The following is a 23,758-nucleotide window of genomic DNA, read 5'->3' as shown; positions in this document are numbered from 1 at the left end:
GTGAAAAAACAACGCACGTTAACCCAATCTTTGCTGTTTCTATTTGTGCTATACTGGCTGACTGCAGCTATTTTTTATGTTGCAGCGGGGGATGGCATTTATCGGGGCAGATTTTCCACAGATATGGTTGATGCAAAAAGTGTGATTCCGCCCATTCAGGCAGGAAATGTCTTGACTCAAAAATTTGTCGCCGAAACCGACACGGTGGATCAGGTAATGCTCTATGGCGCGACTTACGCGCGAGAGAATACAGATATTTTAACCGTCTCCATTCTAAACGAAACTGGAGAGCTGCTTGCATCTCAAAAAGTGGAGACCGGGACACTCAGTGATAATGCAGAGTGGCCAATTTCGTTTGCGCCTTCGTTGGAAGATGTTAAGGGGCAACGATTGACTCTGGAAATTCAATCCGATCATGGAAGTATCGATGACGGAGTGACTTTGTATTTTGGAGATTCCGTTTCAACGGCAAGAGCTGATGTACAACTACCCCTGGAACAAGATCAACTGCTGCATGTCGACGGGCAGCCAATTGCCGGCAGCCTCTGCCTTTCGATTACAGGAACAAATACCTACTTGATGGGAAGCGTGTATTGGTATGCGGTTGCTCTGGGTGGATTGCTCCTGCTCGGGTACGGTATGTGGATGCTTCGCTGCGAAAAAACGAAGCGCCATTCAATGGGGCTACATCTCATTGTTGCCTTCAAGAAGTATCGGTTCTTGCTGAGTCAACTGGTTTCCAGAGATTTCAAAACAAAGTATAAGCGCAGTATTTTAGGCGTGTTTTGGAGCTTTTTAAATCCCTTGCTTACAATGATGGTACAGTATATCGTATTTTCGACACTGTTCAAATCCAGCATTGCGAATTTTCCTGTCTATCTGTTGACAGGAATCATTGTTTTTAGCTATTTTAATGAAGTAAGTAATATGAGTCTGACGTCCATTACCGGGAACAGTTCATTGATTACAAAGGTTTATGTTCCGAAGTACATTTATCCCGTATCCCGCGCATTGTCGTCCTCGATTAACTTGATGCTGTCGCTGATTCCGCTTCTGCTCGTCTTATTGATAACCAGAACGCCCATCACAAAGGCGTTTTTGCTGCTCCCGTTTGCGATTGTATGTGTATTTTTGCTTAGTTTGGGAATCGGCTTGTTGCTGGCCTCTCTGATGGTATTTTTCCGTGACACTCAATTTTTGTGGGGTGTTATCAGTATGGTCTGGATGTATGCTACGCCCATTTTTTATCCCGAGAGCATCATCCCGGGAAAATTCCTGTTGCTTTACAAGATGAATCCACTGTATCACATCATCAGAATATTCAGAATTATCTTGATTAATGGCGTTTCTCCCGAACCGAAAGCGTATTTATTATGTCTAATTGCCGCCGTGATACCCTTTTTGCTGGGAGCTATTGTTTTCAAAAAGACACAGGATCGATTTGTGCTGAACCTGTGATGAGGTCAGAAAAACATGATTAAAGTTGAAAATGTTTCTATGTGCTATCGAATGTCCTATGACCGCGTGCAAAGCGTGAAAGAATTTCTTGTCAGAAAAATGCAGGGGAAAATGAAGTATGAAGAATTCTGGGCCCTGAAGGACGTGAGCTTTACTGTCAAGAAGGGCGAGGTTTTTGGGATCATAGGCAATAATGGCGCTGGAAAAAGTACCATGTTGAAAGTGATTTCCGGCATTTTGAAGCCTACCGGCGGACAAGTTGCTTGTCAGGGAAACGTGGTTCCTATGCTAGAGCTGGGCAGCGGCTTTGATATTGACTTAACCGGTCGGGAAAATATCTATTTGAATGGCGCGATTCTTGGCAATTCCAAGGAGTTTTTAGATCAGAAATATCCGGAAATTTTAGAGTTCTCGGAATTGGGAAAATTTATTGACGTACCGATTCGAAATTATTCCTCCGGCATGTTGATGCGTCTAGCCTTTTCCATCGCCACAGTGGTGGAGCCGGAGATCTTGATTGTAGATGAAATTTTAGCTGTGGGCGATGCGGCATTTCAGGAAAAGAGTAGGCAGCGAATGCGAGAATTGATGAGCGGCGGCACTACGGTGCTGTTTGTCTCCCATAGTTTGGAGCAAATTCGCCAGATGTGCGACCGGGTTCTCTGGCTGGAACACGGAGAAATGAGAATGCTGGGGGCAACGCAGGCGGTTTGTGACGCATACAGCGCGGAGGGATAAAAACACTAGAGGAGGCTGGCATGGCAGAGATTGATTTTACCTGTGTAGATTCCAGCGAGGTGTATTCAGATGGCGCTGTGGAGCAGGAAATTCTAGAATATGTAAAAGCCGATCACGCAGGGGATTTTAAAAAAATTTTACAAATAGATAAAAGATGGCCTGTTTTTTACCATTTGACGCCGATGCGGGAAAATATCCTGAATTGGTATGATTTTATCCCAAGCTGCGATGTACTGGAGATCGGTGCGGGAATGGGGGCACTTACCGGTTTGCTTTGTGACCGAGCCAAAAGCGTTACTGCTGTAGAGTTGACTCGTCAGCGCGCGGAGATTCTCTACCAGCGGCATCAGCACCGTGAAAACCTCAAGGTGCTGGTGGGGAATTTCAATCGGATGGAGTTTTCTGAAAAGTTTGACTATATCACGCTGATCGGTGTGCTGGAATATGCGTCTGGATTCACACCCGGTGGAGACCCGGCGGACTTTCTGAAAGCGGTGCGAGGCTTGCTGAAACCTGGCGGAAGGCTTCTGATCGCCATTGAAAACCGCTATGGCCTGAAGTATTGGTGCGGCGCCAACGAGGACCACACCGGCAAGCCCTATTCCGGGATTAACGGCTATGGCGACGCACCGCAAGTCCGCACCTATTCACGGGAAGCGCTCTCTCGTCTGCTGACGAACTGCGGCTTGTCCCAGCAGCGGTTTTTCTATCCCATGCCCGACTACAAGCTCCCGCAGGTGCTATACTCCGATGCCTATTTGCCCAAGGAACAGATCAGCGATAAAGTGAAGCAATATTATCTGGAGCAGCCCCGGCTGCTGGCGGATGAGCGGGCAGTTTATAGAGATGTCGTTGCAAATGGAGCATTTCCATTTCTGGCCAACTCCTTCTTTGTGGAATGCGGAGGAGCGGATGCAGCTGCAAGTTCTGTGGCGTTTGCCACTTTTACACCGGAACGGAAGCCCGACTATCGCCTTGTCACGGTCATTCGCACCGATGGAACCGTTGAAAAGCATCCGGCGGCACCTCAGGCGAAAGGCCATCTGCAGGCAGTCTATGAAGCACAGGCCCATTTCCAGGGAGACGGCCTGCTTGTGTACCGGCAAAACGGCAACGTTCTGTCCATGCCCTATGTTGATGCTCCCACTTTTGAAGAAACCATCCGCCGCCGCCTGCGCGCAGGGGACCGGGCAGAGGCGCTCCGGCTGCTGGCCTGGTTTTATGACGCGGTAAAAGCTTCATCGGAGTTGGTGGAGACGGCGGAGGGTACCGTGTTGCGCCACGGCTTTCTGGATATGACCTTCGCCAACTGCTTTATCATGGGCGGCGCACTGCGCTTTTTTGATCAGGAGTGGATGGAGGATTTTGTTGCCCCGTCCTATATCCTGTTCCGAGCAATTCGTACATTTTATGCGGAAAATCAGGATATGGAACGTTGTGTTCCCATGGCGGATCTACTGCAAGCCTATCTTACGGATCCCCGCCTGCTGGCAGATTATGAGCGGCGCGCTGCAAGCTTTTTGCTGAACATTGCACCGCTGGAGGATAGTCCCTTGTCCTTTTTGGAGGAGAACGCCGGCGTAGTTGATACGGGCTTTTTCGATAGGGCAGAGGCCCAGCTTTGTCGCGGCGCCTGCTATTTTGACATGGGCGCGGGATTCACCGAGGATCAGATGGTTTCCTTTACCTATGACGCGGCGCAGCGGCTCAGCGTGCGGTGTGAACTTCCTGCCGGTGCCGTAGCGGTGCGCTTTGACCCGCTGGAGGAGCATTTTTGCATTCTGCGAAATCTGGAAGTGGTTTCAGACGAGGGCTTTTTATCGGCCCGCAATGTAAATGGGATCGAGCTGGGGTTGTTCCACCTGTTTCGCACCACCGATCCCCAGCTAGAGCTTCGGCTGACCCAGCCGATGCGATGGGTCCGCTTTGAAGCGGATGTTTGCCCCTTTGATAGTCCGGCACTGCTGGCGCTTCTAGAGTCGTATATGGATACTTGGCGGAATTGTGATGCAATGACCAAGGCGCTGGAAACCAGCCGGACTGCCCTGGCGGAGCAGGCGGCAGCCAACCGGATCGTCCTGGCGGAGCAGGCGGAAGCCAACCGAATCGCCCTGGCGGAGGCGGAAAGAGCATGGAACGCCTCTGTGGAGGAGCAAGAGCAGGCGACGGCGGTATTACAAAATGAGCTCTCGGAGCAGTCTGTGGAACTGGCTCACTATCAGGAACACTATTTTGCGGCGATCAATCAGCGGGAAGATCTTAAGCGGCAATTGGCACATATGCAGACCTGCTATGCCGTCATTTCCAATGCCGCCTGCTGGAAGCTGACAAAACCTCTGCGCCTGTTTTTAGACCGTTGCAAATCCACCCCTGGTCTGCGCCTGTTTATCAAAGGGATTCGCAGCGTCAAGAACGTGGGCGTGGCAGAGACATGGAAGCGAGTTCGCCTGCAGAAAAAACGGAAGCGTGCTGCGCATCAGGCGCAGGCAAGTATATATACGCCGGAGGAGTTGAACCGGCAGCGAGGCGTAAAATTTTCCAAAGCCGTCACCTTTAGCATTTTGGTGCCGCTTTACAACACGGAGGAAAACATACTCAAGGAAATGCTTGCTTCCGTGCAAGCCCAGACCTATGGAGACTGGGAGCTGTGCCTTGCGGATGGCAGCGACGCGGCCCACGGCTATGTAGGCGATGTCTGCCAGCGCATGGCAAAAAAAGACATGCGGATTCGCTATCAGCGATTGGAGAAGAATCTTGGCATTTCAGAAAATACAAATGCCTGTATCTCCATGGCCTCCGGGGAATATTTCGGGCTTTTGGATCACGACGATCTGCTGCATCCTGCGGCGCTCTTTGAAGTGATGACGGCAATTTGCCAGCAGGACGCGGATATGATCTATACAGATGAAAACACCTTCCGCGTCACCCCGGCGGATGCCTATTGCCCCCATTTTAAGCCGGATTTTGCACCGGACACCCTGCGTTCTCTGAATTACATTTGCCATTTTCTAGTGTTTCGCCGATCGCTTTTGGAGAGGGTCGGCGGTGGCCTCCGTCCGGAGTACAACGGCAGTCAAGATTATGATTTAGTTTTGCGATTAAGTGAGCAGGCACAAACAATTGTCCATATTCCGGAGATTCTCTACTATTGGCGAGCCAGCGCCAATTCCACAGCGGCGGATATAAGTGCAAAGCCCTACATCATTCAGGCTGCCCACAAGGCGCTGGCGGAGCATTTGGAGCGCTGCGGTATGGATGGGGAGGTGGAGGATTCCCCTGTGGCGTCTATGTATCGCATCAAGTATGCCATTGCGGGTACGCCTCTGGTTTCAATCTTGATTCCCAACAAGGATCATATTGAAACCCTGCGAGTCTGTGTGGATTCGATTTTGGAAAAAACCACATACCCAAATTATGAGCTGGTAATCATTGAGAACAACAGCGTGGAAGCAGAGACCTTTGCCTACTATAAGACGCTGGAGGCCGACGGGCGAATCCGGGTTGTCACATGGGAGGGCGGCTTTAATTATCCCGCCATCAACAATCTGGGAGCGGAGCACGCCAGGGGCGAATATTTTCTGCTCCTGAATAATGATATTGAGGTTATAACGCCGGATTGGATACAGGAACTGCTGATGTTTGCCCAGCGTAAGGACGTGGGCGCGGTGGGCGCAAAGCTTTACTATCCCGATGGACGCATTCAACACGCCGGGGTGATCCTCGGCATTGGCGGCGTGGCGGGGCATGCCCACAAGTATTTCCCTCACCAGGACTACGGCTATATGGGCCGCCTGATCTACGCCCAAAATCTCTCTGCCGTAACCGGGGCATGTATGCTGATCCCCCGGAAGGTCTATGACGAAGTAAACGGACTGGATCCGGCGTTTGCCGTGGCCTTCAATGACGTAGATCTGTGCATGAAAATCCGGCAAAAGGGGTATCAGGTTGTATTTACGCCCTTTGCAGAAATGATTCACCATGAGTCTCTTTCTCGCGGCTTTGAGGACACGCCAGAAAAACAGGAACGCTTTCGAAAAGAGATCGATCTGTTTGAAAGCCGCTGGGGGGACGAGCTGGCCAAGGGAGACCCCTTCTACAACCCACATTTTACCTTGACCCATGAGGACTTTTCCTTGCGGGAAACTGAAAAAAAGCCATGAGGAGAAACAGTATGGCACAGAAAGCGCAACAGGTGAAGCATCCGGCTGATGTGCGACCGTCGTCGGATTTGATTTTTCGGGGCGTGCTATATGCACTGACGCTGTTTTTGTCGCTGCCCCTGCATTTCGCAAGTGTCGTGCCGGGACTGGACGCATCCGGTTCTTATATTTTGAATATTGCACCGTCTTTGGGGCTAAAGATGGGCAGCGAAATTTTTTCAACCTATGGGCCGCTTGGATTTTTATGTAAATTGGAAAATTTTGGAAATAATGTAGCGGTTGGACTCCTCGTTTATGGCGGGGTCGTTCTGTTAGAGGCATGTTTGCTGTTTCCCATCTATTTTCGTATAGGGGAGCGCTCCACAGTTCGTCTGGCAATTACTACGGTTCTGCTGTGGCCAGTGCTCCAAATGGCGTTTGACCTCTACCTTGCATCACTACTACTGCTGGCCTTGGGTCTGGCCTGGTTTTCTGGGCAGAAGTGGCAGAAGCGATATTTCGCCATTGCCTGCCTGCTTGCGGTTTTTACGGCCTTTGTAAAATTCAGTGGCTGTATTTTAGCTTTTTCCTCTCTGGTTATTTTTGTGCTGGTTTTGTTTTTTAAGGATCGAACGCAGAGCCTTCGGCTGGGGGTTCTGGTCTTGTCGGTTCCGGTGCTCTTTGTGGCGTTCTTTCTTCTATACAATCCTTCTTTGCAGGGACTTATCGGCTATGTGCGCTCGGCCATGGAGCTCTCTGGCGGTTACAGCACCGCCATGAGCTTTTGGACGGAGTACTGGGCGAAAACCCTGTCTTTTGCTGTGGTGACCGGGGGCGCTTATTGTGTTATCCTGACGCTGGTGCTCTGGGCAGACCGGGAGCGGGGTCTGTTTATGCTGATTTTTTGCGGCCCGTTTTTCACCGTTTTTAAGCTGGGCTTTGTCCGGGCGGATGGGCACACGGATCAGTTTTTCCAGATGTTTCTGGCTTTCCTGCTCCTGATCTCCCTGTTTCTTGATTTTCATAAGCTGCGGGAGCAGTTTTCCGGGCGGATGGCGCTCTCCCTGTTGTCTGCGGCGGTGGTTTTTCTGGCGGTCGCTATACCGGTTTCCGCGCTGAACTGGGCGCCCCGGGATTATTTCAATCGATTGCGCAATATCCAACAGCAGTTGACCGGCGGAATTGCCAACACCATCAACACGCCCATTGCCGGCGCAGACCCTTTGTCAGAAGCACTGCTGGAGCAAATCGGAGACATACCCACGGCTGTGTTTCCCTGGGAATATTCCATTTTTGCGTATAATGACTTAAATATAGAAGTTATGCCGGTGTTTGCGGGCTTTTCGGCCTATACGCCATACTTGGATGAGTTAAACGCCCAATATTTTTCTGACGAGGCGCGCGCTCCGGATCAGGTCCTTTTTCGGAGAGACGCCATTGATAACCGGTTGCCGCTGCTGGATATGCCTGCCACATGGGCAGCTTTGCAGACCTACTATACCGCTGTATATTTTGACAATGTCTATCTGCTACTCTCTCGTGTGGAAACGCCGCAAAGCGCCCAAATTGTTCCGCTTTCTCAGGAGACCTGTGAGAAAGCCGCGGTTGTGCAGGTACCGGCAGGACAAGGGCCTGTCTCCATGGAGGTGCAGGCGGATTTAACATTTTGGGGAAGGTTGTCAAAATTCTTCTATCAAATTCCAGAAGTAAATTTGACCTTGACCTATGCATCAGGACACGTATACACGGGGCGCGTTCTGCCAGAGCTTCTCTCCAGCGGCGCGACGATCAATTACTATCCCTGTGATCTGAGCCAATGCGTGGAGGTCTTGACCCAAGGAAAAATTTATGACCCTGTGGTTTCGTTTCAATTCAGCGGACCAGGCTGGGCCTTTTACAAGGATGCGATTAAGATTTCCTTTTTTGAGGATACCGCGCCGCAGCAAACCTATAATGACTGTATGAATTTTTACGCGGAGCAAAAACCTGACCCCACGACAGGATTGTCTGCCATGACCAATGGAATGGACACGATTATTGACATGGTAAATGAGCAGCCACCTGTGGACAGCCTGTCCGTTTTCTCAGGGCAGGGGATTCGGCTTCGGGGCTGGGCCTTTGATGCTGCTGCCAATGCCTCTCCCGAAAAGATTTATGTGCGGCTGGGCGAGCGATACTTTGAAATGCCGGCAGTAGACAGCGCCGATCTGACAGCCTACTTTAACAATCCGGGCTATAATCGCGCCCGATATGACGGAATATTGAACACCAGTGGACTGGAGCCTGGCACATATGACCTTGTGCTGGTGGTGCTGTCCGCGGATGGGCAAAGCTATTTTGAGCGGACGATTTCCACGGTGACGATACTGGTCTGAGGGGAAAACCCTTTAACGGGAAAGGGGTTGCCCTGTACACCTTTTCCGGCTTGTATAAACCGCGCCGAAATATTTTAGGAGAATAATATGAGGAAATTCGTAGCAAACATCTGTTACTGGACATTTTTTAAACAGCTTTTTTCCTTCCTTTTCATTTTATGGGGCGTATGCCTGGCGGTTTTCGCTGTTCGCACAACCATGGGAATCAATGCGGGCCCACATCGTGTTTATGATGAAAACTATCGCAACAGCACGGTGGCCCACGCCCTAGTGGAGGGAACCACCGTCACGCAAACAATCAAGGCCGACCATAATATCCGCAAGGTCTCTTTGCTGTTTGCCGTTCCACAGGAGCCGGCGGAGGGGGACACGCTGACCGTCTCTTTGCTGGGCAAGGAGAATGGCGAGGCGTATTTGCAGGAGACGCTGCCGGTGCAGGCGATTGCAAACGATACTTGGAGAACCTTTCGGCTATTGCACACGGCATACAGCAAAGACAACGAAACCCTGCTTCTTTCCGTCTCCTCCACCGCCGGGCGGGAAGGATGCAGCGCTGGCCTGTGGCAGACGGTGGGAAACCTCTATCAGGAGGGCGCCCTTTTTGTCGATGGTGTGGAGGCGGAGGGGGAAGACATCTCCTTTTATTCCGAGGGAACCGATTCCACTCCATTTTTGTCGGCCAGCCTGGGCTGGATGCTTCTGCTTTTAACAGTTGCCGGCTTGGCCGCTGTGTTCTCGTTTAATGTCTTATTATGGTGTGGAGAAGAACAGACTAGATGCGAACCCGTGCGCACGAATCGTGCGTTTAAACGGGGAAATTTTTTGCTTTCTCTGCTTTTGTTCCTCCTCCCTGCGGCTATCTTTTTGTTTTTAGTGGCAACGGAGGGCTGCAAAGCGCCGATTGGAGATGACTGGAAGCTGATTGGGCTTTACCAGCGAATTGCGGAGAGTCGGGGCTCTATTTGGGGTGCTTTGGAAAGCCTATATGTCCAGAGCAACGAAAGCCGAATTTTCTTTTCCGGCGCATTGGCTCTTGGCGTGCTGTCCGCCACAAATTTTCAAATGACGGCAATGATGTTGCTTTCTGGGCTGTGTATGTTTTCCAGCGGTCTTTTCTGCTGGCATTGGCTGCGAAGCAAGCAGGCCGCGCCATCACGACTGGCGCTTTATGCAGCGGCACCCGCCATGGCATTATTGTTTCACTTGGGTGCTTTTGAAATGCAGTTTGGCGGATACGGAGCGATTATTTTTCTTGCGGTTTTCTTTTCCATTGCCAGTCTTTTTTGTATGCAGAAGTATCTTCAGCTGGATGAAAAAAACCGAACATGGTTAATTTCCTCCTTACTTTGCGGTGTATTGGCCTCTTTTTCGGGGCTGGTGGGACTGGTTGTTTGGCCGGTATATCTGATCCTGTTTATAGCCGCGAGAATCTTTGAAAAAAGGAAGCTTTCCAAAGGTGCTTTTGGAACCTTGGCTGTGGGTGCTGCGACGTTCGCGGTATATTTACCGGGGTATCACCTGAATGTCGGCGGTGAAACCGCAGTTTTTCTGACGATGCTAAAATACAGCCTAGTGCTCACTGGCGGAAGCTTGGTAAATTCTGTACGCGGCGCGGCAGTGGCGGGGCTTCTTCTGATGGGATTGTGTATTCTGGCGGCAATTTTGGTTTTATGGAAGAAGAAGCTGCGCGAAATGTTTTTTCCGGCGGCTCTCATTATTTTTGCGGTTGGACAAATCGTGATGACCACGTTTTCCCGCAGCAGCTACGGTATTGATCAGGCGCTGTCCTCTCGGTACCGTTTGTATACGATGCTTATTCCATTGGGCCTTTACCTTCTGGCAGCAGGGGTGCATCTGGGGCAGATGAAGCCCTCTCGTACCGCTTATTGCAAAACAGTGGCCGTGTGTCTTCTGGCCTTCGTCTGCGGCCTTTACAGTTCCGTGAGGTATCTGCCCTATGTGCAGAATTATAATGGGCAAAAGAACGTTGGCGCGTATTACCTGTCCCGATTCTCCGACGTTGCTGAAGAAGAAAAGCTGACCTATGCCGTGGCAGATTCAGAAGACTACAAAAATAGACTGCCTGAAGTTCTTTGGAGCGAAATGGAGCTTACATTCGGAATGGGGAAACCCGCCTCGATTCCCCAAGCCGTTTTCCATGGTGAACCGACATCCGGTGTTTTAATTAACGCAAACGGCGCAAGTGCTTATTTTCAGGACGGATATTTGCTGCTGCGCAACGGCTACGCCTATGACCAGTGGGCCTACACACCGGCTTCCGCGGTTGTTGCGGAGGTAAATGGCCGCTTTTTCCCCTGCTATTACGGTAGTCCCCGATTGGATGTGGAGGAGCACATGGATCGCCTGCGTTTTCAAATGGTGGGCTTTGAGATGTGCATTTCACCCAAATATCTCTTGCCAGGTGAAAATACCCTGCGGTTTTATGCTGTGAGCCAAAGTGGGGAGTATTTTTCTGCAACGGAGGAATTTATTGTAATACAAGATTGAACGCAAAAAAGTGGATTATATATTCCGGAGTATCTGCGAAAAAGCACGGGCAGCTGTTGAGGGGATCTTGATGTTTAATTCGGACGCAAAAGCAAAAGAAAGCAACCAATTCCTGTTGGAATTGGTTGCTTTTTGCGGTGGTAAGTGATATACTTTTATAGCTATTCTTATTAACTTGACGCACTTACGGAATGCTGGGAAAATTGATTAATAGCATCCATGAGTTTCGCCAATGCACAGGAAGCAAAAATGACGAGAAACAAGGACGAAAAAAGATGCAGATGAAGAACTGCCTGAAAAAATGCCGTGAAATTATTGCATATGGGATCGTAGGTGTGATGAATACGATCCTGAATTTTGGTGTGTACCATGTTTTAGAAGCGATTTTTGGAATCTATTATCTGGCGGCCAACGCCATTGCATGGGTGCTGTCCTTTCTATTCTCCTTTGTGGCGAACAAGGTCTGTGTCTTTCAAAGCGTCAAATGGGACAAGGATATATGTTTTAAAGAACTATGGTCCTTTTTTTGCTGCAGCGTGGGAACCGGTATCTTGGATATGCTGATGCTGTATGCCATGGTGGATTTGATGGGGGTGAACGAGACATCAGCAAAAGCGGTAGATGTGGTCACAGTCATTATCCTAAATTATTTTATTCGAAAATTCTGGGTTTTTAAAGAAAGGATGTGACACCTATGGAACATCAACATCTTACGCCCGAGGCTCGGTTGAAACAGCTTCTTCAGCGGTATCCGGCTCTGACATGCTGTAAGGAAGATATTGTTCAGGCCTTTTCTCTGCTGCGAGACGCATACCGTGCCGGAAAAAAGCTGCTGCTCGCCGGCAATGGCGGCAGTGCTGCGGACAGCGCCCATATCGTAGGGGAGCTCATGAAGTCCTTTCATTTTCGCCGGCCTGCCGATGAAGCCGTTTTTGTACAACTGGAGACCCTGTATGGACAAGTCGGCCGGGAGACCGCCGCCTTGCTGGAGGGGGCTTTGCCTGCTGTTGCCCTGCCGGAAATGACGGCGCTATCCACTGCTTATATGAATGATTCCTCGCCTAAGGGGGTCTTTGCCCAAGGGGTTTATGGCTTGGGCAAGGCAGGCGATGTGTTTCTGGCCATCAGCACCTCGGGGAACTCTCCCAATGTGCTTTGCGCCTGCATGACTGCCCGAGCGATGGGACTGAAGGTGGTGGGAATGACGGGAGAGAGTGGCGGAAAAATGAGAGAACTCTGCGATTGTCTGATCCGCGTTCCTGCTGCCGAAACCTTTGCCATACAGGAATACCATCTGCCAGTCTATCATGCGCTGTGCGCCATGCTGGAAGCAGAATTTTTTTAAGAGGTTAAATTTTCATGATTGACGTTTTTGTACCTGTTTACAACGAAAAAGACAATATTATCCCTTTGCTGGATGAGCTGAATGAAAAAGTATCCTCGGACTTTCGGGTTCTGGTGGTCTATGATATGGATGAGGACAATACCCTCCCTGTTCTGCGGAGTGTGATGGACAAGTATTCTTACAGCATTGTATTGCAAAAAAACACCTATGGGCGAGGCGCTATCAATGCGTTTCGTACCGCCATTCAGGCGGCGCAGGGCGAATATCTGGTTTATGCGATGGCCGATTTGGCGGACGACCTTACAACCATTGATCTCATGAAGGGAAAACTGGACGCGGGGAGCGACGTGGTGGTCGGGTCCCGGTATATGGAGGGCGGACAGCGAAACAGCAAAGGGGATTTAAAGGCCTTTTTGTCCCGCCTATCCGGCGTGGGGATGAAAGGATTGACCGGAATCCCCACCCACGATATCTCCAACGCCTATCGGATGTACCGCACGGAAATCCTGCGGAAAATTCCCATTACCACGGATGGACACGGAGGAACCATCGAGATTTTGCAAAAGATTTATCTGGCGGGCTATGCAATTACCGAGGTTCCCGACGTCTGGAATGATCGGGTTGCCGGGGAATCTCAGTTCAAAATGGGAAAATGGATGTCCACCTGCATCTATTGGTGCTTGTATACCATTGTCCATAAGTGGTTTTTGGGGCAGGGAAAACCCCGTAAAAAAGCAATTAAAAGAGAGGACAGCAGGGTATGAGTGAAAAAAAGAGCATTCTAGTCACTGGGGCCAACGGTTTTATCGGCCACGGCTTGACGTTGGCTTTGCGCCAAAAGTATCACACGGACTGCATTCTTACCCCCTCATCCAAGGAACTGAACCTGCTGGATACTGCCGCCGTAGAGGCGTACTTTCAAGCGCACCACATTGATGTGGTCTATCATGTGGCGGCAAAGCATGCGGGCGTTGGCAGCGGGATCAGCCAACCGCTGTACTTTCTTGAAGTCAATCTGATGATGAACTTCAACATCGTGGCCGCCGCCCGGAAAAGCGGTGTGAAAAAATTGATTACCTTTGGCTCCTCGTGTACCTATCAGACCGGCCTTTCTCATCCTGCGCGGGAGGAGGATCTCTGGGATCAGCGGGCGGAGAATACCTATGGCACCTGCAAGCAGATTCTTCTGGAGCATCTTCAGGCGCAGGATGCCATGTCTTGGGCCTATTTCATTCCGCCAAACCTATACGGTCCCGGCGATCACTTTGGAGAGACGGGCACTCACTTCATTCCCGCCACGGTGCAGAAGTTCCAAGAGGCCGCAGATAAGGGGCAAAGCCAAATCACCGTATGGGGAGATGGAATGCAAACCAGAGATTTTCTGTACTTAAAGGATGTAGTTGAAATTTTGCTGGATGCGGCAGAGACGGATCGATATGATTGTAGACCCATCAATATCGCCACCGGGCGGCAAGTGCGTATTAAGGAGATTACAGAATTGATTCGTACAAACCTTGGCCTTTCCAAAATCAATATTGTATGGGATGTGGAGAAGCCGACGGGTCTGCAATCCCGGGAGATGGACAATACATTGTTTTTACAGCTCAATCCGGCGTTTCGGTTTACCCAGATTGAGGACGGCATCCGCGCCACGATGGACTGGTATTTACAGGGTGCTGATCGGGGGAACGTTCTGTGTTAGCATTTATTATGGCGGGTGGAAAGGGAACGCGCATTTCCAGCGTGGCTAGCGATATTCCCAAGCCGATGATTCGCGTATGCGGCAAGCCTGTTTTAGAACACCAAATCGAATGTCTCCAACGGCAGGGTATCACAGAGCTGATTCTCTCTATTGGACATTTAGGGAATATTATTCAGGACTATTTTCAGGATGGTCACCGCTGGGGCGTTGAAATCAGCTATTATCAGGAGGAGCAGCCGCTGGGTACCGCCGGAGCCGTCATTGCCATGAAAGGACGCCTGCTGGAGGATTTTCTTCTGCTGAACGGGGATTTGATCCTGGATATGGATTTTGGTCGGATGCTGGCGTTCCACCGAGAGCATAGCGCGCTGGTTACATTGGCGTCCCACCCCAACGGCCATCCATATGACAGCGCGCTGCTGGTGATAGGAGAGCAAAATCAGGTGACCCAGTGGCTGAATAAAGAAGACCCCAGACGTTTCTATAAAAACCAGGTCAATGCCGGGGTGCAATTGGTGTCTCCTGAAGCGTTGACGCAGTTTAACGAGATAAAAAAGGCAGATTTGGACAGGGATGTGATTCGGCCTCTGATTGACACCGGCCGGATCTATGCTTATGATACTACGGAGTATATCAAGGACATGGGTACGCCGGACCGGTACGCCGCGGTCTGTAAGGATGTGGAAACCGGCTTAGTGCAAAGCAGAAACCTATCTCAGAAACAGCGGGCGGTTTTTCTGGATCGGGACGGCGTGATCAATGTTCACAAAGGTTTTTTGACCCGCAGCGAGGAAATGGAACTTCTGCCTGGAGCGGCGGAAGGAATTCGGCGTATCAACGCCGCGGGCTATTTGGCAGTGGTGGTTACTAACCAGCCGGTGATTGCACGGGGCGAGTGTTCCTGGGCGCAACTAAATGAAATTCACAATGCCATGGAAACAATGTTGGGCGCCGAGGGCGCCTATGTGGATGGGATCTTTTTATGCCCCCACCATCCCCATAAGGGCTTCCCGGGAGAGGTGGCGGAGTATAAGATCGATTGCGATTGCCGCAAGCCCAAGCCTGGCCTACTCTTACAGGCCGCGGCGCAGTATCACATCGATTTGGAACGTTCCTATATGGTGGGCGACAGTCCCTCGGATATTCAGGCGGGACGTGCCGCCGGATGTCAGACGGTATACATTGGAAACCTCGCGGATACCAAGATCGAAAACACAGCATGCTATTCCAGCCTGCTCGCCTTTGTCGAGAGCGTCTTAGCTGCTGAATAACGGGTGAGGAGAGGCACAATGGTTATCACAAGAACGCCGTTTCGGATGTCATTTTTAGGCGGAGGAACGGATTATCAGCCTTTTTTTGAAGAATACGGTGGGAGCGTGATCTCCACAACTTTTGACAAATACTGTTATGTGACGGTCCGTCACCAGCCGCCGTTCTTTGATACGAAAAACCTGATTGTTTATACCCGAATGGAGCGGACCGCCACTTCAGCGGAAATTGAGCATCCATTGGTACGTAACACCATGCAGTTTTTGGACATGCATGAGCTGCGGGTGGTTTATGATTCTGATCTGCCCTCCCGTTCGGGCCTTGGTAGCAGCTCTTCCTTTGCGGTGGGAATGCTCAACGGTTTTTATGCGCTGAAGGGAAAATACGTGGGAGAACAACAGCTTGCGCAAGATGCAATCTATGTGGAGCGCACGTTGTGCGCGGAAAGCGGCGGATGGCAGGACCAGATTGCTGCGGCGTACGGCGGACTCAATCGCATCAATTTCCACGATAATACCTTTGATGTGCAGCCAATCATCATCAGCAAGGAACGGAAAAAGCTGTTTAACGACCATTTAATGATGTTTTTTACTGGGTTTTCCCGGGTGTCTGCGGAGGTTGCATCGGCGCAGGTAAAAGTTGTTCGGGATAAAACGGCAGAGCTACAGGAAATGCTGTCCTTAGTAAATGATGGGGAGCGCATTTTGACCAGCAAGTGCGATATTGCAGAGTTTGGTCGTCTGTTGGACTATACCTGGCAATTGAAGCGGGGCCTGACCAGCAAAATATCTAATGACAGTATTGATTTCATTTATCAAAAGGCACTGGGTGCCGGCGCTTTAGGCGGAAAGCTGATGGGCGCGGGCGGCGGCGGGTTTTTTATGCTCTTTGTAAAGCCTGAGCATCAGCCAGCCGTACGAAGGGCTCTGCGGGATTTTCTTTATGTTCCCTTTGCCTTTGAGAACGAGGGCACAAAAGTTCTCTATTATGTACCCGAGGAGTACGAGGTACCGGAAGAAACCACTTGAATAAAACACGGGAGGTTTTTTATGCACATCAAAGCACTGATTACTGGAATGACTGGTATGGTAGGTTCCCACCTGGCAGACTTTCTGTTGGACAATACCAATTGGGACATCTATGGCATGCAGCGCTGGCGCAGCCCGCTGGATAACATTTCCCACCTGATGGAGCGGATCAACCATAAGGACCGGATTTTTATTGAGTATGGTGATTTGAACGATCAAGCATCCTTGATCAAAGTTCTGCGGAGCGTGAAGCCGGATTACATCTTCCATCTGGCGGCACAGAGCTATCCGCTGACCAGCTTCACTGCCCCGGTGGACACGCTGAACACCAATATTCTGGGAACCTGTCGGCTTTTGGAGAGCGTCCACCTTCTGGAGCAGACGCCGGTGATCCATGTCTGTGCCTCCAGCGAGGTATTTGGCCGGGTCCCCAAAGAAAAGGTACCCATCAATGAGGAGTGTTCTTTTCACCCCGCTTCGCCCTACGCCATCTCAAAGGTGGGGACAGACTTGGTAGGACGGTACTATGCAGAGGCCTACGACATGATGGTCATGACCACCCGGATGTTTACCCACACCGGTCCACGGCGGGGCGATGTGTTCCATGAGTCCACCTTTGCCAAGCAGATTGCTATGATTGAAGCAGGTCTACAAAAACCGGAGGTCAAGGTGGGCAATCTGGATTCCCTGCGCACCTATGCCGATGTGCGAGACGCGGTGCGGGCGTATTATATGCTGGTGACAGTCAATCCGGAGCGGGGCGCGTACTATAACATTGGCGGCACTTATACCTGCACGGTTGGAGATACGCTCAATACTTTGATCTCTCATTCTACGCAGAAGGATATCCAGATCGTTACAGATCCGGAACGCCTGCGGCCCATTGATGCAGATCTGCAAATTCCTGACTGTTCTAAATTCACGGCGCACACCGGCTGGAAGCCCGAAATTCCCTATGAAAAAACCATGGACGATTTGCTGGAGTACTGGCGGCAAAAAATTAGGGTTATGGGAACATATCTTGATCGATGAAAGAAGGGAAAAGTTGTATGTATCTCGCTACCGTTGAAGAATTAAATGCCAAAACGCGAGAAATGAAACTAGCTACTTTGAAAATGTGCGAGAAAACCGGAATTGGTTATCCTTCGTCTTCATTTTCCTGTGCAGAAATTTTGATTGCGCTTTACTATCACGTTATGGAGCTTCATCCAGAAGATCCAAACTGGAGAGAGCGAGATCGCTTTGTATTCAGTAAGGGCCATGCCAGTAGCATTCTTTATCCTATTCTAAAAGACATTGGTTTTTTTGGCCAAGAAGTACTAGATGGATATATGCAGCTAGGCGGTCAAATAGGGCTGATGCTAAAACCAACGATTCCCGGTGTCGAGTGTGTCGGCGGCACCTTGGGTATTGGTTTTGGTGTAGCATGTGGAATGGCCTTAGGCCTGAAAATGGATCGGATTGATCGATATGTTTTTACAATTATTGGTGACGGAGAGAGTTCAGAAGGTTCCATATGGGAAGCAGCGATGTTTGCAGGAAAAAACCGACTTAATAATTTGATTGCTTTTACGGATCGAAATTACTTGTGTAAGACAGATTTTACCGAAAACTTGATTCAGCTGGAACCTTTAGAAGATAAATGGGCTGCGTTTGGATGGGATGTCAAAAGAATTGACGGACATAACATGGCGAGTATTCTTTCTGTGCTAAAAGATATTCGTTCCTTCCGTCGTGATAAGCCACTTATGATTATTGCAGAGACGGTGAAGGGCAATGGCATTGACTATATGTGCAACGACCCCCTTTGGCATGGCACTATGCCAAAAGAGGGGCTTTTGCAAAAAGCATATGAGGAATTAAATCAATAGGGGGTGACATTATGGCGAGAAATACACGCGATGTTTTTTTTGAAAAGATATACCAAAAAGTGAAAAGTGGAGAGGATATTGTCATTGTCTCCTCCGATTTGGCAGGTCAGACTCTTGATCAGTTTCGGATTGAGTTTCCCCATCGATATGTCAGCGTTGGGATTGCGGAGCAGAATATGATAGCTGTAGCAGCTGGGCTGGCACAGTGCGGCAAGAAAGTGTTTGCCTATGGCAGCAGCCCGTTTGTATGGTCAAGGACCTATGATCAGCTCAGAAACCTCATGGGTTGCATGGACGTTCCAATTACCTTAATTTCTATTGGTGTAGGAATCAACTTCAGCTCCTTTGGCCCGACCCACTTTAACGTGGAGGATTTGGCTGTTCTGCGGGGAATTGCAAATCTAAAAATTAATGCGGTAAATAATGCGACGATGACACAAGCGGCATTGGACTACTCCTTGGCCCTTTCTCACCCTAATTTTTTAAGGATGGAACATTCTTTGAGCGATCCATTTTATGAAGATGTGATTCTGGATTATGAAAAAGGGTTGATTTCCCGACGGGAGGGACACGATTTACTAATTGTCAGCACTGCATCGCCTGTCATTACTTGTGCAGAGGTCGTAAATCGACTCCGCAATAAAAAGATAGATGCTGGATTGATGGAAATTATTTCTCTTCCAATGGATGAGATTGGGCTTTGTGCCGCCTTGCGTAAGGCAACACAAATTGTCACAGTGGAGGAACATAATATTTCCGGTGGCCTGGGTGCCGCCATTTCTGAGTGCATGGCCAAAAACGATATTGTCAAACCCATAAAACATATTGGTCTTGATTTTACCAATGGATATTATTATAGCTTTGGAACCACTGCAGAGGTTCGTTCTTATTTGGGACTGGATTCTGACAGTATTGAACAAACAATATGTAACTGGTTAAAGTAAAAGATTGAGGGGAATTATTGTGTCAAATATCTATGAAGGAAAAAATGTATTTATTGCTGGCGGCAGCGGTATGATTGGTCGAGAATTGACCGCTTTACTGCGAAAAGCTGGAGCCACCGTGCGCGTGGCATCTCTGGACGATCCCTCCCGTGCTCCAGAAGGCTCTGAATTTATCAAAGCGGATTTGACCGATTTTCAGCAGTGCCGAAATGCTTGCAAGGGCATGGATTACGTTTTTAACCTGACTGGCGTGAAAGGTTCTGTTAAGACTTCTTTAGAGCGTCCCTTTACCTATTTTGAGCGCAGCGTGGAGTTGGCATCCAACATCCTGAAAGCCGCCCGTGCCGAGAAAGTCAAGCGCTATCTCTTTACCAGCTCTTACAGTGTCTATGCACCCGCTGAGGTCCTCAACGAGGACGATGTAGCCACCACGTTCCCCTCTGATATTGATGTGGGCAACGGCTGGGGTAAGCGATTCGGAGAAATGCAGATTAACTTGTATAAGCGAGAATTGGCGTATAACCGCTCTGAGGATGACATTCAATTGTGTATCGTTCGTCCTTCCAGCGTTTTTGGTCCCTACGATGCATTTGCGGCTGACGGCATGGTGGTTCCCGGCTTGATCTACCGCGCGGTAGGGGGCGAATCCCCTCTGACAGTCTGGGGAGACGGCTCTCAGGTTCGCGACTTCGTGTTTTCCCGTGATGTCGCCCGGGGCATGATGCTAATGCTGGAGAAAATGCCGGAAAAACCCGTGAATTTGGGCACCGGAACGGGTCACACCGTCAAGGAACTGGCAGAGACAATCATCAAATACGTGGATCCGGGCCGGGAGATTGTCTTCGACACCACCAAGCCTTTGGGTGATCCTAAGCGTGTCATGAATATGGACCGGGCCAAGAGCTATGATTTTGAAGCAAGCACGCCTTTTGATGACGCCATTCGCGAGACGGTCCAGTGGTATCTGAACAATCTGGAAAAGGCAAAGAAGCGATATAACGTCTTTGACGAAAAGCTGGAGAATTTATAAGGAGAAGCCCTATGTCGGAAGCTATCTCAAAAGAAAGTAAAATATATGTTGCTGGGCATCGAGGATTGATCGGAACCGCGCTTCTTGAGCGGTTAAACGCACGGGACTATTGCAATGTGGTCTTTCGTTCTCATGACGAGTTGGATTTGACAAATCAGAGTCATGTGATGGCCTTTTTTCAGCAGGAACAGCCTGAATTCGTTATTTTCAATGCCGCAATTCCCGCAAATAGCGTAAATGTCCGGACGCGTCCCGTTCAACTGATGCTTGATAACACCTTGATGATTGCCAATGTGATTGATGCCTCCTTGCGTTTTGGCGCAAAGAAGCTGATCTATGTGTGCAGCCATGCAGCCTATCCTTCTGATGCACAGCGCACTGTTGACGGTCTGCTCCCCGAGGAGTCCATGCAGCCGGGTGCAATTCAGATTGAGCGCGAACGGTACTATGCCATGCCAAAGCTGCTGGGCAAAGAACTCTGCCGCACAATTGACGATGCAGGCCAGATGCGGTGTGTCACCGCTGTTTTGGCAAATGTTTATGGAAATTGCTATCACTATGAGACGCCTGACAATTTGCCGGTCTTTCCCGCCCTTTTGAAACGCTTTTGTGATGCAGTAAAAACCGATGCACCAGAGGTCGTGATTTGGGGAAGTGGAAATCTTCGACGGGATCTGCTGACAGCTGATGATGTTGCAGAAGCGTATCTCACGCTTTTGGAAGCCAAGGAAGCTCAAGGCGTATACAACATCAGCTCCGGAACATACATCACCATCCGTGAGATGGCGGAAACTGTCCGCAGGGTCACCGGATACTCTGGGAATCTGGTTTTTGATACAACGAAACCGGAAGGCGTTGAATTCCCCCTGCTTCAACTGGATCGGATAAAAGCCCTCGGCTGGAAGCCAGAAATTCCCTTTGAAGATGGAGTCAGACAGGCCTATGCGTACTATCAAAAAAACTTTGGATAAGGAACGGCCTTACGAGGTCGCTCAAAGCAAAACCCACGAAATCGGTAGATTCAAAATTGTGCAGGACACCCTTTCTATTGGCGGGCAGGAATATCCCTATTCATATATCTGGGAACGGGACTGCGCCTGCGTTTTGCCGATCTATCAGGGAAAGATCGTTTTGATCCGCCAATACCGGCACTCTGTCAACGAATGGCTGTTGGAGCTTCCTTGCGGGCAAATTGAAGAGGGAGAAGCTCCGGCGGTAGCGGCAGTCCGGGAGTTGGGAGAAGAGACCGGGCTATCGGTGGAAAAGCTCACCCCGCTTGGCTCGTCTTATATGCGGGCAGGCGTATCCACGGGAAGAGCTTATCTGTATCTTGCGGAATGCGGCGAACTGCTGACACCCCATTTGGACGGTGCGGAACTGATTGAAGTTCAATTCCATACACCCGCCGAACTCGACGCATTGGAGGCCCGCGGTGATTTCTCTCAGCTTCTGGGACTCGTCTGCTGGCACTGGGCAAAGAAACAGATTGGAGGAAAAAATGCTGATTGAATTCATTCAGCCGAATTTTACCTTTCAGGACGAGCGTGGAAAGCTGACACAGCTGATCAGAGCGGGTTTCAAGCAGGTCAATGTAATTGAATCCAAAGCTGGCGCTTTGCGGGGAGGACATTACCATAAGGTAAATCGCGAGGCGTTCTATATCATTTATGGAACAGTCGTGTTTACCGCAAGTCAGAATGGGCAGGAGGAAACGCACACCTTCTCAGACGGAGATATGTTTCTTGTTCCCGCTGAAGTAAGCCATTCTTTTGACTTTCAAACAGACACCTTGCTGGTAAGTCTGTATGACCAAGGTGTAGAGCTAGAGGACGGCAGCAAGGACATCCACGTAACTCCTAAAGTATAGAAATATCCCGGCGTGGACAGGACCGTTTGATTATCTCCACACCTCACGATTTTCCTGATTTCCCGAGTCTTCTGGAAGGTGGAAATTGGGCGTCTACCTCAGTTAGAAGTAGCAACCCCTGCCGGACGGCTTGGCGCCAGGTCTTTCTTCTGGACGAGGAGTTTGTTGGAAACTCTGGAGGGCATCCTGTTGTATTTTATCTACATTCGAATTAGCCACGTTTAAAGATGAGTAAGCGGGATGCGTTGATTTATTACTATGGAATTAGCCATGTTAGAGCGAAAATGGAACACTTATCAAATTCACTTTCCTTGTGAATCAATAGTTGATACTCTGGAGAGTGAAGCTTTATGCCAATGATAGATTCATTGAGTGTTTTTTAGGAATAACCTTCGGGAAATTAATGGTAACCTTTTTATTTCCATGGCCCCAATTATTGTACTACGGGTCGGGTTGCCCTACGGGATTGCGCAGGGGCTGAATTATCCGTTGGTACTGATGGCAGCCATCCTCGGAAATATGGTACCCGTTCCATTCATTATCGTGTATATTCGCTACATTTTTGCATGGCTTCGCAAACGCAGCAGATGGTGGGACGAAAGAATTACTAGGTTGGAGAAGAAAGCACATTTAAAGGGGCGTATTGTACATAAGTACAGCACAATTGGCCTTTGCATTTTAGTGGCGATTTCGTTGCCGGGAACAGGTGCATGGATGGGAGCACTGGTAGCAGCACTCTTGGATATGCGGCTAAAAAAAGCCATTCCGATTATTTTTTAGGCGTTTGTATTGCAGCGGGAATTATGACGGCTGTGTCAACTGGTATTATTCGGATTTTGTAATTTTGAGTCACTTGGCGTTGGGAAGCGTTAGGTGGTGTTCCAATGATCTCAAGCCTGTTCCCCCCTCAGCACACTGCTTCTCTGCAACCTCTACATCCTATTTTCGTGCTGTATTTGACGAGTCCATTGAGGTTTATGTGACCGGCGAGTTCCTGCTGATCAACGGTGGGCACTTTATGGAATGAGTCTGTTTTTGCGCGGCGGCACGCTAGCGGCATTGCCTTGGGAATGACGCTCTGCATACCCCGAGCGAAAATCCGGCACAAATTGCCATCATGATTCGCTTGAGGGTGTGTAGCCATTTGTCCCCATTTTGTTTACCGCCGCAGAGAAATCATAGAAATCTCCTGAAACGGTTGAAATTATTTGCATGAAATTTATGCGGCAATAGTCTAGAAACAAGGAAAATAAGCAACATTTAGAACCCATGAAAGCAATAAAAGTGTTGGCCGGGCATGGGCAACAACCCCATGGTGGGCGTGTCTTTGGCGGTCGCCGTGGCCGTTTCGGAGAGTAAAGAGCAAGGAAACCAGCGGACTTTCAAAACATTTTAACCAAAATAAACCACCCGATTCCGCATGGAATCGGGTGGTTTTTGCGTTTTGTTTACGATAAGACTAACTATTAAAAGTCAAGCCCCAA

The 23,758-nt window shown here is 49.6% G+C and carries 19 protein-coding genes; all 19 read left to right on the top strand.

Going from position 1 to position 23,758, the window contains the following annotated elements; translation table 11 throughout:
* The 19 genes from RT018_RS04600 (at position 1) to RT018_RS04510 (ending at position 23,054) form a co-directional block, all read left to right on the top strand.
* Entirely contained in the window at positions 1 to 1,458 is a 1,458-nt protein-coding gene (locus RT018_RS04600; protein WP_312939701.1) for an ABC transporter permease, read from the top strand.
* Between the two features lie 15 nt (positions 1,459 to 1,473).
* A complete protein-coding gene (locus tag RT018_RS04595) occupies positions 1,474 to 2,196 on the top strand; it encodes an ABC transporter ATP-binding protein (RefSeq protein WP_312939699.1) in 723 nt (240 codons plus the stop codon).
* 20 nt (positions 2,197 to 2,216) lie between these two features.
* On the top strand, positions 2,217 to 6,356 hold the full coding sequence (locus RT018_RS04590) for a glycosyltransferase (RefSeq protein ID WP_312939698.1): 4,140 nt from the start codon (positions 2,217 to 2,219) through the stop codon (positions 6,354 to 6,356).
* 11 nt (positions 6,357 to 6,367) lie between these two features.
* Positions 6,368 to 8,710 (top strand): hypothetical protein, encoded by a 2,343-nt coding sequence (locus tag RT018_RS04585; protein WP_312939696.1) that lies wholly within the window; start codon positions 6,368 to 6,370, stop codon positions 8,708 to 8,710.
* An 87-nt stretch (positions 8,711 to 8,797) separates the two neighbouring features.
* Complete coding sequence (locus RT018_RS04580; RefSeq protein ID WP_312939694.1) at positions 8,798 to 11,218, top strand: hypothetical protein; 2,421 nt, start codon at positions 8,798 to 8,800, stop codon at positions 11,216 to 11,218.
* 275 nt (positions 11,219 to 11,493) lie between these two features.
* Positions 11,494 to 11,907 (top strand): GtrA family protein, encoded by a 414-nt coding sequence (locus RT018_RS04575; RefSeq protein WP_312939692.1) that lies wholly within the window; start codon positions 11,494 to 11,496, stop codon positions 11,905 to 11,907.
* A gap of 5 nt (positions 11,908 to 11,912) precedes the next feature.
* A complete protein-coding gene (locus RT018_RS04570) occupies positions 11,913 to 12,563 on the top strand; it encodes an SIS domain-containing protein (RefSeq protein ID WP_312939691.1) in 651 nt (216 codons plus the stop codon).
* 14 nt (positions 12,564 to 12,577) lie between these two features.
* Positions 12,578 to 13,327, top strand: coding sequence for a glycosyltransferase (locus tag RT018_RS04565; RefSeq protein ID WP_312939689.1), 750 nt, complete (start codon positions 12,578 to 12,580; stop codon positions 13,325 to 13,327).
* Positions 13,324 to 14,265 carry an NAD-dependent epimerase/dehydratase family protein gene (locus RT018_RS04560; protein ID WP_312939688.1) on the top strand — a complete coding sequence of 314 codons (942 nt, stop codon included), beginning with the start codon at positions 13,324 to 13,326 and terminating at the stop codon, positions 14,263 to 14,265. The genes RT018_RS04565 and RT018_RS04560 overlap by 4 nt, the downstream gene beginning before the upstream one ends.
* Positions 14,259 to 15,536, top strand: coding sequence for an HAD-IIIA family hydrolase (locus RT018_RS04555; protein ID WP_312939687.1), 1,278 nt, complete (start codon positions 14,259 to 14,261; stop codon positions 15,534 to 15,536). Before RT018_RS04560 ends, RT018_RS04555 begins: the two co-directional genes overlap by 7 nt.
* An 18-nt stretch (positions 15,537 to 15,554) precedes the next feature.
* Positions 15,555 to 16,562 carry a kinase gene (locus tag RT018_RS04550; protein ID WP_312939685.1) on the top strand — a complete coding sequence of 336 codons (1,008 nt, stop codon included), beginning with the start codon at positions 15,555 to 15,557 and terminating at the stop codon, positions 16,560 to 16,562.
* A gap of 21 nt (positions 16,563 to 16,583) precedes the next feature.
* Positions 16,584 to 17,594 carry a GDP-mannose 4,6-dehydratase gene (locus tag RT018_RS04545; protein ID WP_312939684.1) on the top strand — a complete coding sequence of 337 codons (1,011 nt, stop codon included), beginning with the start codon at positions 16,584 to 16,586 and terminating at the stop codon, positions 17,592 to 17,594.
* 17 nt (positions 17,595 to 17,611) lie between these two features.
* A complete protein-coding gene (locus RT018_RS04540; protein WP_312939682.1) occupies positions 17,612 to 18,433 on the top strand; it encodes a transketolase in 822 nt (273 codons plus the stop codon).
* 11 nt (positions 18,434 to 18,444) lie between these two features.
* On the top strand, positions 18,445 to 19,377 hold the full coding sequence (locus RT018_RS04535; RefSeq protein ID WP_312939681.1) for a transketolase C-terminal domain-containing protein: 933 nt from the start codon (positions 18,445 to 18,447) through the stop codon (positions 19,375 to 19,377).
* 19 nt (positions 19,378 to 19,396) lie between these two features.
* The gene (locus tag RT018_RS04530; RefSeq protein WP_312939680.1) at positions 19,397 to 20,407 is read left to right on the top strand and encodes an NAD(P)-dependent oxidoreductase; all 1,011 of its coding nucleotides are present in this window, start codon (positions 19,397 to 19,399) and stop codon (positions 20,405 to 20,407) included.
* Positions 20,408 to 20,418: 11 nt separating this feature from the next.
* Positions 20,419 to 21,378, top strand: a complete 960-nt coding sequence (locus RT018_RS04525; RefSeq protein ID WP_312939678.1) for an NAD-dependent epimerase/dehydratase family protein — start codon at positions 20,419 to 20,421, stop codon at positions 21,376 to 21,378.
* Positions 21,350 to 21,916, top strand: a complete 567-nt coding sequence (locus RT018_RS04520) for an NUDIX hydrolase (RefSeq protein ID WP_312939676.1) — start codon at positions 21,350 to 21,352, stop codon at positions 21,914 to 21,916. The genes RT018_RS04525 and RT018_RS04520 overlap by 29 nt, the downstream gene beginning before the upstream one ends.
* Positions 21,906 to 22,274, top strand: a complete 369-nt coding sequence (locus RT018_RS04515; RefSeq protein ID WP_312939675.1) for a cupin domain-containing protein — start codon at positions 21,906 to 21,908, stop codon at positions 22,272 to 22,274. Before RT018_RS04520 ends, RT018_RS04515 begins: the two co-directional genes overlap by 11 nt.
* Positions 22,275 to 22,772: 498 nt before the next feature.
* Positions 22,773 to 23,054: a small multi-drug export protein gene (locus tag RT018_RS04510; RefSeq protein WP_312939745.1), complete on the top strand. Its 282-nt coding sequence runs from the start codon at positions 22,773 to 22,775 to the stop codon at positions 23,052 to 23,054.
* The last annotated feature ends 704 nt before the right edge of the window (positions 23,055 to 23,758 follow it).

The organism is Oscillibacter sp., assembly GCF_032060045.1.
Taxonomy (GTDB): Bacteria; Bacillota; Clostridia; order Oscillospirales; family Oscillospiraceae; genus Oscillibacter.
Note: the sequence above shows the minus strand (reverse complement) of the source record. Positions and strands in the feature narration are given on the sequence as shown.

Coding starts and splice junctions, on each gene's coding strand:
- RT018_RS04595 (WP_312939699.1), top strand. CDS start 1,474: ATGATTAAAGTTGAAAATGTTTCTATGTGCTATCGAATGTCCTATGAC.
- RT018_RS04590 (WP_312939698.1), top strand. CDS start 2,217: ATGGCAGAGATTGATTTTACCTGTGTAGATTCCAGCGAGGTGTATTCA.
- RT018_RS04585 (WP_312939696.1), top strand. CDS start 6,368: ATGGCACAGAAAGCGCAACAGGTGAAGCATCCGGCTGATGTGCGACCG.
- RT018_RS04580 (WP_312939694.1), top strand. CDS start 8,798: ATGAGGAAATTCGTAGCAAACATCTGTTACTGGACATTTTTTAAACAG.
- RT018_RS04575 (WP_312939692.1), top strand. CDS start 11,494: ATGCAGATGAAGAACTGCCTGAAAAAATGCCGTGAAATTATTGCATAT.
- RT018_RS04570 (WP_312939691.1), top strand. CDS start 11,913: ATGGAACATCAACATCTTACGCCCGAGGCTCGGTTGAAACAGCTTCTT.
- RT018_RS04565 (WP_312939689.1), top strand. CDS start 12,578: ATGATTGACGTTTTTGTACCTGTTTACAACGAAAAAGACAATATTATC.
- RT018_RS04560 (WP_312939688.1), top strand. CDS start 13,324: ATGAGTGAAAAAAAGAGCATTCTAGTCACTGGGGCCAACGGTTTTATC.
- RT018_RS04550 (WP_312939685.1), top strand. CDS start 15,555: ATGGTTATCACAAGAACGCCGTTTCGGATGTCATTTTTAGGCGGAGGA.
- RT018_RS04545 (WP_312939684.1), top strand. CDS start 16,584: ATGCACATCAAAGCACTGATTACTGGAATGACTGGTATGGTAGGTTCC.
- RT018_RS04540 (WP_312939682.1), top strand. CDS start 17,612: ATGTATCTCGCTACCGTTGAAGAATTAAATGCCAAAACGCGAGAAATG.
- RT018_RS04535 (WP_312939681.1), top strand. CDS start 18,445: ATGGCGAGAAATACACGCGATGTTTTTTTTGAAAAGATATACCAAAAA.
- RT018_RS04525 (WP_312939678.1), top strand. CDS start 20,419: ATGTCGGAAGCTATCTCAAAAGAAAGTAAAATATATGTTGCTGGGCAT.
- RT018_RS04520 (WP_312939676.1), top strand. CDS start 21,350: ATGCGTACTATCAAAAAAACTTTGGATAAGGAACGGCCTTACGAGGTC.
- RT018_RS04515 (WP_312939675.1), top strand. CDS start 21,906: ATGCTGATTGAATTCATTCAGCCGAATTTTACCTTTCAGGACGAGCGT.
- RT018_RS04510 (WP_312939745.1), top strand. CDS start 22,773: ATGGCAGCCATCCTCGGAAATATGGTACCCGTTCCATTCATTATCGTG.